This is a genomic window from Vibrio penaeicida (assembly GCF_019977755.1).
GTDB lineage: Bacteria > Pseudomonadota > Gammaproteobacteria > Enterobacterales > Vibrionaceae > Vibrio > Vibrio penaeicida.
Map to the genome: position 1 here is coordinate 2,085,685 of NZ_AP025145.1, position 12,152 is coordinate 2,097,836.

General features: G+C 44.0%; 9 protein-coding genes and 1 pseudogene. 9 read left to right on the plus strand and 1 reads right to left on the minus strand.

Going from position 1 to position 12,152, the window contains the following annotated elements; genetic code table 11:
* The first annotated feature begins 163 nt into the window (after positions 1–163).
* The gene (locus LDO37_RS27575) at positions 164–1,663 is read left to right on the plus strand and encodes a hypothetical protein (RefSeq protein WP_126609684.1); all 1,500 of its coding nucleotides are present in this window, start codon (positions 164–166) and stop codon (positions 1,661–1,663) included.
* Positions 1,635–3,218, plus strand: coding sequence for a GGDEF domain-containing protein (locus tag LDO37_RS27580; RefSeq protein ID WP_101111654.1), 1,584 nt, complete (start codon positions 1,635–1,637; stop codon positions 3,216–3,218). Before LDO37_RS27575 ends, LDO37_RS27580 begins: the two co-directional genes overlap by 29 nt.
* A 117-nt stretch (positions 3,219–3,335) precedes the next feature.
* On the opposite strand, the gene LDO37_RS27585 is transcribed toward LDO37_RS27580, so the two are convergent.
* Positions 3,336–4,229, minus strand: a complete 894-nt coding sequence (locus LDO37_RS27585; protein WP_126609683.1) for a DMT family transporter — start codon at positions 4,227–4,229, stop codon at positions 3,336–3,338.
* A gap of 213 nt (positions 4,230–4,442) precedes the next feature.
* On the opposite strand from LDO37_RS27585, the gene LDO37_RS27590 reads away from it, so the two are divergent.
* The 7 genes and pseudogenes from LDO37_RS27590 (at position 4,443) to LDO37_RS27620 (ending at position 12,149) form a co-directional block, all read left to right on the plus strand.
* Positions 4,443–4,820: a DUF3302 domain-containing protein gene (locus LDO37_RS27590; protein ID WP_126609682.1), complete on the plus strand. Its 378-nt coding sequence runs from the start codon at positions 4,443–4,445 to the stop codon at positions 4,818–4,820.
* Positions 4,820–5,950 (plus strand): annotated as a pseudogene (locus LDO37_RS27595) (HlyD family secretion protein). Before LDO37_RS27590 ends, LDO37_RS27595 begins: the two are co-directional and overlap by 1 nt.
* Before the next feature lie 635 nt (positions 5,951–6,585).
* Positions 6,586–8,112: a sensor domain-containing diguanylate cyclase gene (locus tag LDO37_RS27600; protein ID WP_126609681.1), complete on the plus strand. Its 1,527-nt coding sequence runs from the start codon at positions 6,586–6,588 to the stop codon at positions 8,110–8,112.
* A 112-nt stretch (positions 8,113–8,224) separates the two neighbouring features.
* Positions 8,225–9,772 carry a sensor domain-containing diguanylate cyclase gene (locus LDO37_RS27605; RefSeq protein ID WP_126609680.1) on the plus strand — a complete coding sequence of 516 codons (1,548 nt, stop codon included), beginning with the start codon at positions 8,225–8,227 and terminating at the stop codon, positions 9,770–9,772.
* Between the two features lie 361 nt (positions 9,773–10,133).
* A complete protein-coding gene (locus LDO37_RS27610; RefSeq protein WP_126609679.1) occupies positions 10,134–10,691 on the plus strand; it encodes a DJ-1/PfpI family protein in 558 nt (185 codons plus the stop codon).
* Positions 10,692–11,063: 372 nt separating this feature from the next.
* Entirely contained in the window at positions 11,064–11,372 is a 309-nt protein-coding gene (locus tag LDO37_RS27615; protein WP_101111662.1) for a ribbon-helix-helix domain-containing protein, read from the plus strand.
* 129 nt (positions 11,373–11,501) lie between these two features.
* Positions 11,502–12,149, plus strand: coding sequence for a DUF1007 family protein (locus LDO37_RS27620; protein WP_126609694.1), 648 nt, complete (start codon positions 11,502–11,504; stop codon positions 12,147–12,149).
* Positions 12,150–12,152: the final 3 nt, after the last annotated feature.

Here is a 12,152-nt window from a genome sequence, read left to right on the forward strand (position 1 = left end):
AATCTGACACATTTATCAGTGAGATAAACGGTAAACTGCCACAAATGTTGTACTTCATTGAGAAAATGTGGCTATTATCATTGTATTGGTAGTGCCATTCTTATTGAGCGCACAATATAATAACAAAGTTGAAACTAAGACACGTAACTGCTTGGACTAAACATTGGATAAAGCCCAGATATTAATTGAGAATGAGCTAGAGCAACTACGCGCTCGAATTGAAAGTGAACCCGAAGGGGTATTGCTGCAGGCGAAACAATGTTTGGCTCGTGCAGAGCAAATCCTCTATCACGAAGGGGTTATCCAAGCGTACATCGTGATTTCACGTTGCCACTGGAGCTTAATGAGCTACCAGAAAGGCATGAAGGCAATCAAAGAAGCGCTAACGGGTCAAAACCGATTAGACAACGATAACTATCTCCCTGAAATTCTCCACATTCATGCCCTACAATTTTGGGGGCAAGCCAAATATTATTCCGCCCAGCAATATTGGATCAACGCACTAGAGCAGTCAGCCTTAGTTGGTGAATCCACTATTGAAATTGAATCTCTTATCGGATTAGGCAATGTCTGGCGAATTACTGAAGACATTCATCTCGCAAAATCAACCCATGAACTGGCCGTTAAAGTGGCGAACAACGCTCGTATTGACTGGCTGGAAGGAAAAGCGAGAATCTTGCTGGCATGGGATTACTACCTACTGAACAATTACGTTGAAATGCTCTCGGTATTGGATGGCGCAGAAGAGGCTCTAAAATACCACCAAGACCCAACTTGGCGGGCCGAAATATGCGATTTCCGTGGGTTGGCGCTGATTGGTTTAGAACGTTTAGAAGACGCCGAAAGCTCAACAATGGAAGCGCACACGCTTGCCGTAAAGCACGACTTGACTTGGATGAAAGCGCACTCATTTATTAGCCGCGCCAGGTTAGAGCTGATACGTAAAGACTTCAAAATTGCAGGGGAGCTTTTACAGCAAGCTGAAGAAGCCGCGAAACCATTCGATAATGGCGAATTGCTGTCTCAAATATGTTTTCAGCAATCGGTCGTCGCTGAAGAAAGCGCTGATTTTGAGCAAGCCCTTCAAGCATTTAAAAAATACCGTCGCTATTCCATTCATATGCTAAAAGAGCAAACGAATCGACTGGGTATGGACAAAGCGCGAGGCTCGAAAAGGCAGCTCGAACAACGTGCACGTAAATTAATTAATCGCATTCGTGGGCAAATCGAATTTAACCGCGAAAAACGCTTTTCTAATGTCGTGTCTGAAACCTACTGGTGGGAACAAATGGTTCTGTTTAAGTCAGAGCTGAAAAAGTCCAATCACGCGGTCATTATGATTCAGCACGAAGACAGTAATTACTTAGAAATCTGTATTGAGCTTGCCCATTGTTTATGTGGAAGGAGTGACTTGATTTCTCAACTCGATGAATCTCGTGTTGGCATGCTAATTTCTGAGAAAGGTGATGAAGCCAATAAGCTGTTTGATGTCGTCAGCCAGATGATTTCTATGTACCCATGGGATCGTCGGGGCTTAAAAGGCGAATCACCAAAAACGTCACTGCATGATATTTTGACGTTCCCATTCACGCTCGATCAACTGGTCGAAAAATCCACTGAAACGGAGCATGCTAATGGAAGCGTTACTAAGCAAAGTCTCTGAGGCTGGGTTGGATCCGGCTTCCGTTACGGGTGAAGATGCCATCATTTTTTGGGATCACGTTCGTCAGCACATCGCGACAACAAACCTTGAACGCTCGCATTGCTTTTTGATCAGCTCCGAGTATAGAGCGAAGCTAAACCAACCCAAAGCCAGTTTGGATGAACTCCGTGAGGCAGTTGCCTTACTGTCACTTCCTCGAGATGTCGAAGACATTCTTACCATTAAAGCCGCTTTGTCTGATCGCCTTTATGAAAATGGGGACTACGCCCTCTCTTTGAAAGAGTGTGTGGAATTATCGAATATTTCCGTCGAGTTTGGTCATATTGATTACTATGTAATTGCCGTACTCGGCATGGGTAATTTGTGTGACGCCTACGGCGACCATGCTCGGGCGCTCAAGTATTACCAAAAAATCAATGGCATAGACCACGCCATCAGTAGCCGTTCGCTGCGTTTAAGATGCAAGCTGTATACGGTATCTTGCCTAATCTCATTAGGTCGTGTTGCGAATGCCAACGAACTGCTTAAAGAATGTGAAGAACTCAGTATTCTGGTTTCTGACAAGGTACTGGCCGGGCAAATCATTCTTTACCAAGCACGAATTCTTCGGAAACAGAAGCTGTACCACGAAGCGTTAGAAGTTTTGGCCAAGGCGCGTTATTCGTTAAACAACGTTAGTGCTTACTGGCTTTCAAATATGATGCGTCTGGAGCTGGCCAGAAGCTTGAACGCTATCGGAAGAACAGATCTTGCAGAATACACACTCAATTCTGCGGTCAAGCGCATCAAACTGAATAACTCCCCCGTATTGCTGAAAAGCTTGTATGAATCACTCAGCGATGTGTTTGCGTCGCAAAAAGATTTCAAGCAAGCCCTCGCCTTCGAAAAGAAAGCGTTCAGAATTGGGACGGATTTGGTCAAAAATATCCCAATCAGTGACTTGGCAGGTTTCCAGCTTCGTCGCTTATCTCGCTTTGAACTCCAGCTTAAATTGATTCTTTCAGAGCAAGAAAACAAAGAATTAAAAGAGACCACTGAAACTCAGAAAGACAAAGTGGCGCAATTGCAGCAAGACGTCTTTACCGATCCATTAACCAGCTTGCACAACCGACGCTGGCTCGATGTGAAGCTCAAAGATCTCCTGCTGCATGAAACCCCATTCACTTTGATGGTCATCGATATTGATCACTTTAAATCGATCAATGATGAACTTAGCCACTTAGTCGGCGACAAAGCCATTGTGAATGTATCTCATGAATTGGCTGCGCACTTCCGATTCCGCGGCGCGTCTTGTGTACGATTTGGGGGTGAAGAATTCTTGGTGATCCTTGAAAATACCAATGTCGACCAAGCCGTGTTGCATGCCGAGCACTATCGAGAGCGTATTTTCCAGTTCGGCTGGCACGATATATTGGGTGAACGTGGGCTAACAGTGAGCGTAGGCGTCACCAACCACAGAGAAGGTGAAAACACACAACGTACCTTCTACCGCGCGGATAAAGCGCTGTATCGAGCCAAAGCGAAAGGTCGAAACCAAGTCTGCTACGAGGTTTAATTTCCCAATCAATCTCAGTCACTGAAAAGCCATCCTCTATTGATTAGGATGGCTTTTTTACATGACCCTATCAGCGCAACGTTGTTTACCCCGATTCATTGAGTCATTAAAAATGAATTATAGGAAAAACAATGAAACCCCGCCGACGGCTGCCAACGTACCTATCACGCTGGTAGAAGATACACGCTCGCCATTCCATGCATAAATAAACAATATAAACAGCGGGCTGGTTGCAATCAGTGTTTGGGCAATGGCTGGGTTAGCGTTCTTCAGCGCGATTTGTTGAAGCCAAAGTGCTAAGAATGTTCCAACAAAAATGGCAAGAAGTAACTTTGTGTGCTGCTTACCATTCATCCCTTTCCAATGACGTTTAATGCCAGAGAAAGGTTGAGGTTCCAATAGTCGAATCACCATAGCGACAGCTGCAACACCAATGCTCAATCGGATAAGGGCTCCCCATAGTGGTGGTATATCCCCTGCGACTAAGGCGTAGTGGGAAATAACCACACCACTTGCTTGGCATACGCTCGCCAAAAGCCCAAAACCAATCCCAGCCATTGATGCTTTTTGGTCTGCACTAGAAGGGTTAATAACAACAAAAGTGACCGCCGCCGTGGTCACAACCACGCCTAGCCAGCTTTGCATACTCAGCTCTGATCCGAGAGCCACTAACGCAAGAACACCCGACAACGGTGGAGCAAGCGACTCTAACAGTAGAGTCTTGTTTGCCCCGATGCGTTTAAGTGCAGCAAAATAAGCACTGTCACCTATTGCAATACCTACAACACCGGATACCGCCAAAATAACAAAGTGTCCCGTTTCCATTGACCATCCATCATCAGGCATCGGCATAAACGGGATCACCACCAACATCATGGCAGACGCAATCACACCTTTAACAATATTCAATTGCATGGCAGAAAACTGATGGCTGAACTGACCATATATCCATGTTGCTATTGCCCAAACAATTGCAGCCCCAATCGCTGAAGCCTCACCAATGTAATCCACTTCACATCCTTATTTGTGACGTTCAAACAAAATGGTCGCACATTCCACGCGCTAACACCATTTGGCTCACACCTCTCTTGATGCGCTTCAATTATACTTGGTCTGCATATGAATCTAACGATATATTAGAGTCTGTTACGTCATATCATTATGCTGCGCTCACATCACTATTCGCTTTTCTCTTCTTTAAAGAAACCAGAAGGACAAGGTTTTATGTTTCTTGATTATTTCGCCTTAGGACTGCTTATATTTGTCGCCCTAGTCATTTTTTACGGGATCATTGTCATTCACGACATTCCTTACGAAATCGCCAAAGAGCGAGACCACCCTCACCAAGACGCCATTCATGTTTCTGGTTGGGTCAGTTTATTTACATTACATGCGATTTGGCCTTTCTTATGGATTTGGGCAACGCTTTGGCGTAAAGAACGTGGTTGGGGATTCCATAAACTTGAGGAGGAGCAACAGGATATCCACCACAGAGTCGATGTTCTTATCGATCAGGTAGCGGAACTGCAAAAAGAACTCGCAGAGCTCAAGGTGACGAAGGCTGCTCCCCAAAATCAAGAAGCACAGAAGGGAGACGCGTAATGGATTTACTATTGATAATGACATACGCCGCTCTGTGTATCGCCATCTTTAAAATTTTCAAGATTCCATTAAACAAGTGGACGGTTCCAACGGCTGTTCTCGGTGGCGTTTTACTCATTGGCACCTTGATTCTTCTCATGAATTACAATCACCCATTCACTCAATACGGTGGCCAGTACTACACCACTACACCGGTCGTTCCTAGTGTTCAAGGAAAAGTAGTGGAAGTGTCTGCCAAGGCAAATACACCACTGAAAAAGGGTGATCCACTGTTTAAGATTGACCCGACATTGTTCGAAGCAGAAGTCGTGCGGCGGCAATCTGCTCTTGCGGAAGCAGAACAAACCGTTTTGCAACTAGCCTCTGTTTTCAAAGAATCTCAAGCCGCTTCCATAAAAGCACTGGCTGACAAAGACAAAGCAGAAAGAGAATTCCAAAGATACAACAAAGGGTTCAAAAAAGGCGCATTTACTGAGCAACAACTCGATACGCGTCGCCAGTCCTTTAAAGCAGCAACGGCCAGTTATGAAGCCTCTCTGGCAAAAGTAAAACAGGCAGAATTAGCCTACAAATCGGAGATAGATGGCGAGAACACTCTCATTGCTCGTGTGAAAGCCGAGTTAGCTCAAGCACAGTTCAATTTGGATGAAACCATTGTCAGAGCCCCGACAGACGGCTATGTCACGCAGTTAGCTCTTCGCCCTGGCATGATGGCGGTACCGCTACCCTAGCGACCTGTCATGACATTTGTTCACACTGAAGATGAGTTTTACGTAGGTGCGTTCAGGCAAAATTCCTTGCAACGCTTACAAGCTGGCTTCGAGGCAGAGTTTTTATTCCGAGCATTACCCGGAAAAGTTTTTCGAGGTGAGGTAGTCGAAGTGATCCCTGCGATTGGTGAAGGGCAGGTACAAGCCTCTGGTTCGCTGCTTAATTCAAGCGCGCTGAAAAACAACGGACGCGCGTTAGTGAAGCTCAAAATCACAGACGATCTTTCTGCCTATCACCTTCCAATGGGGAGCAATGCAGAGATAGCCGTTTACTCAGACAGCTTTACTCACGTTTCAGTAATGCGCAAAGTTCTTATCCGAATGAAGAGCTGGCAAAGTTACTTGTATCTGGATCACTAATCATCACTAACCGTGCGGCCATCAAAACAAAGCTCACAGAGAAGAAGAAAAGGAAAATAGACCCCATATCGAAGCGTGATATGGGGTTAACCTAAGAGGGGGAACCAATCCTCACTGCCTTTAATTTGAAATTAAACCAAACAGGAATTGGTCAGGTTTATTTACAAGTTACAGCAATAGCTAGAATGTAAAAACAGCAATAAACCATGAGGTTCATTTCCTCTTTTATTGCAAAGCACAACAATTTCGTCTCAGGTCTGAGTCAGGTCTAGCTAAGTGAATCAGAACACATATAACCTAAAGACATATACAATAAGTACTACAGATCGATACATCCGATAAAACATAAAAATGCAGCTCTAAATATCAACAAAGAAGAAGTTAACAATACAAAAATCCAAGCAATCTTAAGTACTACTGCTTAACCAAACCCTAAACATTTGTATTTGTGGCTCAACCCTCCCATGTAATAGCAAAACTATCAGTTAAAAATCAAACTCGTATAGTACTTAGGTCCGGTATGATCTATCAGTAACTTGGTGAATGACTTAAATTCAGCCTAAATGCATGAATCCAGATCGCTTTCCACCCTAATTCCCCTATCAAACCTAAGGGCAATATAACAAGAAACTCTGATGTCGAAACTTACCCTTTATCCAATTGCTCTCATAGTAGTATTTCTGGCCCTTGGTCTGTCTCACTTTCACTATCAGGCTGAAAATATTCGCCAGACAACGTTGTCCACTTTGGAAGTACGCTCGAACTTGCTACGCCTGTATGTTCGATTGATGTCTGCGAAAAACACAGCCATGAAAAACTCAATTGAATTGGATGTTCAACAGAAATCGATTCTAAAAGCTCGGGCAGATTTGATTAAAGAAATCACTTACTACCCTGAATACAACACCTATGCTCTCTCAGCGTTTGATCAACCAAAATTAGGGAATTGGCTTAAAGGCACCCTAACGATGGATGTACCCATCCAATCATCTACTGACCCCATTGCTGAAGAGATTGCCGCCGTTTTGTCCATCAATGAACAAGCGGGTACCGTTATCGATGACCTAAAAATGACGGTTTGGGCGTATTACTTATCAAAGAATCGTTTTCTGTTCCTTTCACCAAAACTCCCCGTCGAATCCTTCCAGTTCAGTGATATTTTGTATGAAAAGCCTTTTTGGACCAGCTTATTGCCCAAAAGCAACCCTGAACGAAAACAGGTTGTTACTGAGCTGTATGATGATGCCGCAGGGCAAGGAATGATGATAACTATTTCCGATCCTGTGTATCGCGGAGACGAGTTCCTTGGCATTGTTGCGATAGATATTGGAATGGATCTCATGACTTCTTTGCTAAAAGTGGGCAAAGCACCCGGTGATTCCTATTTAGTTGATGAAAATCTACAATTGACGGCGAGCTTAAGTGCATTTTCTCTGGGAGACAAACTGCCCATTTTGGTCTCAGATACTGGGCAAAGCTGGAAAGAATCGAATGAAGGTTGGTTTTACTGCACACCGACAATTAGTAAAGAACTCTTTTTAGTTCATCGTTTGAAAAAGACCACGTTGCTACTAGAAGCAATGAAAGCGTCATCGACAGTTTGGTCTTTATTGATGGTGGGTTGTGTACTGAGTATTTTGTCTTTCTTTACCTATGTCTCCGCGAAGAAAAACAAGCAACTTATGTTGGTTGACCCTTTAACGGGGCTCTATAACCGACGTGGCTTTTATTCTTTCATTCAGCCTATATTCCAGCAATCTCTGCGCAACCAACAGAATTGCGGTTTACTGGTAATCGACATTGACCATTTCAAGAAGATTAACGATAACTTTGGTCACAGTGTCGGCGATGAAGTACTCCGCTCCATTGCCTCTGCTATTAAAAAAGTCGCGAGCCAATCGTCAGTAACCTGTCGCTGGGGTGGTGAAGAGTTTGTGGTGCTTTTGCAAGACACTAGCCTCGACCGTGCACACTGGGTTGCAGAAAAAATTCACCTTGCCATCGCAAAAAATCAACACAGCACCAAATCACTCACGGTAACGGTCAGCATTGGTTTAACTGTTAGTTCCCCTGATGTTCAAGTCGACGATATTATGAAAAATGCCGATATGGCACTTTATGAAGCAAAGAAAATGGGCCGCAACCAAACGGTTATCGCGTAAAGCTGAGTCATTTTGTCAGAAATCAGGGACTAAGATGGAGAAGCTTGCTTGTTTCGGCTAAATTTAGAATAACTCCAAACCCAATATCAAACCATCAGCGGACATCAGTTTAATGAAGAAAAGCTTATACATTCCTGCTCTTTTTTCAGCACTGCTCGCTGTAGTCGGTTTTATTTACTACGAATCTGAAATAGATGAGCTTAGACGCGACTCGGTTAATACGGTAAATGTTCGTGCGGGGCTATTCGAACAATACTTTAAGCTTATTTCTGCTCACAATACTGGACTTAGAAACACCATGATCCATTCTTACCATTTTGCGGAAGAAGGGAAAATTAACCTGCCGCAGTGGATCAACAGTATTGAGTATTTCCCCGAATTCGACATCTATGGTCTGTCGGCTTTTGATCATCCCAACAAGGCGTCAAAACTCAAAGGGACGCTGACAATGTTGGAGCCTTTCAAACCAAGTAACGATAAACAACGCTTTGAAATGACGGCAGTATTGTCTTTGAATGAACAAATCAGCACATTGGTCCGTGAACTTGGTGTCGCTATTTGGTCTTACTACATTTCCGCAAACAAATACCTGTTCCTTTCTCCAGAGCTTCCGGTGGCAGAATTCCAAGTCAGCGAAGCCGATTTTGAACGCCCCTTTTGGTTACAGGCCCTGCCTTCTGTGAACCCATATGGTAAGCAGTTTGTGTCTGATTTGTACAATGATGGAGGCGGTCAGGGGCTCATGGTGACCATCACCGATCCAATCTGGGTACACGATGAATTTATTGGCGTCGTCGCCATAGATGTTGGGATAAGTAGCTTGGTTGATTTACTGCAAGTCAGCAGTTCGGTTGGGCAATCCTTCTTGATTGACGAAAATCGCCACATTGTTTCATCGATGACGGATTTTTCCGTGGGTGATAAGATCGACTTTCCTTCCCCTTCTGATGGTATGAATTGGATCGAAGATAAAAATGGATTTTATTTGTGGCGCACAGTGGTTCCAAATGAACTTGATCTCGTGCATTTCGTCAGTAGAGATCAACTTCGAGACAAGGGCATCAAACACTCTATGACGGTGTGGACGCTTTTACTCATGGGAATGGTTCTCAGTTTTAGTGCTTACTTCCTTTATGTAGCCTTTCGCAGAAATCAGCGACTCATGCGTATTGACCCACTCACAAAAATTCAGAACCGACGCGGTTTTTTCGATGAATTGAACAGCGCCTATCCAGGATATGTGAACAGTAAATGTGACGTTGGACTACTGATCTTAGATATAGATAATTTTAAGCCTGTTAACGATACCTATGGACACTTGGTTGGCGATGATGTGTTGATCTCCATAGTGAACCGAATCAGTAATGTACTGCCTAATATCTCATCCTTGTGTCGATGGGGGGGAGAGGAGTTTATGATTTTTCATCCATCGTGTTCGGTCGAAGAACTCGAAGAACTGGCAGAAAAAATACGCCATCAAATTAAAGCCATGCCACACAGCGACCTTTCACTTCCTATTACCGTTAGTATTGGCGGCTACTTCGGGCAAACGCAATCCAATTTCAATACAATGGTTCGCCACGCAGACCGCTCTCTTTATGCCTCAAAGCATCAAGGAAAAGACCAAGCAACGATTCATTGCAACAACGAAAATGAGTAACTGCGAAGGCGAGTGAAGAGCTGTCCAAAATTGGCGGCAGGCTAGGCTGCTCTAGACCAAAGAAAGGCGGTTATGTATGCGGGAAATTCGGCAGGCAGCATACTGACCTGCGGCGCTTATCTTATGAAACTCGGGGACGACTTAGTTTAAAATCCATACTTTTGAAATAACAAATCCGCAACAAGAAAACGACATTGTGAGTGACATCTCGCCTGTAGTATCCAGCTATTACCTATCCATCTCTTTCATCAGCAATCCTGAATACACGACCTGAACTAAAGACCTCGTATGTTTAATCGAACCGTCTTTTTTCAGCATAGATTTTGTGAGAATAGCTCCTACCAATTAAGAGGAAAATAACATGGCTAAGATACTTCTACTTGCAGGTGATTTCGTTGAAGACTATGAAATCATGGTTCCTTTTCAAGCTCTACAAATGGTTGGTCACACCGTGGATGCCGTTTGCCCTGATAAAGAAGCAGGCGAAACCATCAAAACCGCCATTCACGATTTTGAAGGCGACCAAACATACACCGAAAAACCAGGGCACAACTTTGCGCTAAACGCTTCTTTTGCCGCTTCCGATGCTGCCGATTACGACGCCCTTGTTATTCCAGGTGGTAGAGCGCCTGAATACTTAAGACTGAACCCAGCAGTGCTCTCTCTCATTCAAGCTTTCCACCAGCAAGACAAACCGATTGCCGCAATCTGCCACGGTGCACAGCTTCTTACTGCCGCCAATGTGATTGAAGGTAAAGGTGTGTCGGCTTACCCAGCATGCGCACCTGAAGTAACGGCTGCTGGCGGTCAATACCAAGACATCGGCATGGACGAAGCCTACACAGATGGCAAATTGGTCACTGCACCAGCATGGCCAGCGCACCCTGCATGGCTAGCACAGTTAAACAAGCTTCTGTAGTTCGGAGCTCTGTAATTGGGAGCTACTAACCTTTGATGGTTGTGACTGATTTGGGTCTGTTGATCTTTAGTCAAGAATATAAATCCAATTGATCACAGATATAAATAGCGTGTAAACAAGTGCTGTAATTAATAAAGCGTTGTTATCTCACAAAAATAATCATCAAAAAGGTGGGCTATGCGTTGATTACGCGGCGTACTTAACATTTCAAATCTACAGCCAGGCTTTTTTCTGGCTGTTTTTGCTTTATCATCGGACACACAACGACAGAAATTGGCAGAAGGTCACCTTTGCAGGAAGCTTAGGAACTGGCTTGCTTTGGGAATCTTAAAGATTCTAGCTAGATAACCATCTCACAGACGGGAGACGATCATGTGTGAAATATACTCCGGAGCGGAAGAAGAACTTTTTGAATTAAAAACTCGCTCAATCCGAATTGATGGCGTAGTAACCAGTATTAGACTTGAAGCCATTTTTTGGCAAATCATTGAAGATATTGCCAAAAAATCCGAATTATCTATCGGTGCTTTTGTTACGCAGATTTACAAAGAAGTGTTAGAAAAGCGCGGCGAAATCAAGAATTTTGCGTCTTTGCTCCGTGTAGCCTGTACCACTCACCTAAACAACGGTGAAAGAATGACACTTTTCTCAAATATCGTAGCAAAAAAAGAGTTGGTGTAGCTCATCTATACTCAAACCACCTCAAGATGCTAGGTTCAGTGGTTTGTGTATAACTCCTCTATTGTTATTTTATAACAATTGTCATAGTCTTGGCTGAAATTTAATATAAAACCAAGTCTCATGCTAATGATGAACATCGCGCAGCAAGCGTGTAAATATGCTTGCTGCCTATTCCTGATTTTTCTCTCCACGTCACTCTCGCACGCTCATCCTCATTCTTGGGTCGATATGAAAACGACCGTACTTGGCGAGGGCACCAAAATTTCCGGATTCTCCATGGAGTGGACTTTTGATGCCATGACCACTGCTTATATGTTAGATGGCGAGGACATGTCTGAGCCAGTTCGTGAACAGACACTTAAGCAATTAGCCATGTCTGTTATCGATAACATGCTCTATGAACATTACTTCACCTACTTCTTTGAAGCCGACGAACCCATTCGCTACAAAGAAGTATTAGACGCACATTTCACTCATCATAGAGGGAAGCTGACTCTTCACTTTAAGCTGCCATTAACTCGGGTAAAAGACACGTTAGGCAAGTCATTAAAGCTCATGATTTTTGAGCCCAGTTATTACGTTGACATGAGTTGGAAGGAAAAAAGCGCTATTCAGCTAAGTGCAAATTTAGAACAACAATGCTCGGTTGAACTCGTTGAGCCCTCCCCAACATCGGAACAAATGGCGTATGCACTTTCGCTCCCCGCCGATGCAGACCCTGATAACACGCTTGGACAACTGTTTACCCAGCACACTTACATTCGTTGCGAGGGTTAATTC

What these genes read in the sequence shown, in the direction of transcription:
- LDO37_RS27580 (WP_101111654.1), top strand. Translation starts at nt 1,635, where the DNA reads ATGGAAGCGTTACTAAGCAAAGTCTCTGAGGCTGGGTTGGATCCGGCT.
- LDO37_RS27590 (WP_126609682.1), top strand. Translation starts at nt 4,443, where the DNA reads ATGTTTCTTGATTATTTCGCCTTAGGACTGCTTATATTTGTCGCCCTA.
- LDO37_RS27600 (WP_126609681.1), top strand. Translation starts at nt 6,586, where the DNA reads ATGTCGAAACTTACCCTTTATCCAATTGCTCTCATAGTAGTATTTCTG.
- LDO37_RS27605 (WP_126609680.1), top strand. Translation starts at nt 8,225, where the DNA reads ATGAAGAAAAGCTTATACATTCCTGCTCTTTTTTCAGCACTGCTCGCT.
- LDO37_RS27610 (WP_126609679.1), top strand. Translation starts at nt 10,134, where the DNA reads ATGGCTAAGATACTTCTACTTGCAGGTGATTTCGTTGAAGACTATGAA.
- LDO37_RS27615 (WP_101111662.1), top strand. Translation starts at nt 11,064, where the DNA reads ATGTGTGAAATATACTCCGGAGCGGAAGAAGAACTTTTTGAATTAAAA.
- LDO37_RS27620 (WP_126609694.1), top strand. Translation starts at nt 11,502, where the DNA reads ATGAACATCGCGCAGCAAGCGTGTAAATATGCTTGCTGCCTATTCCTG.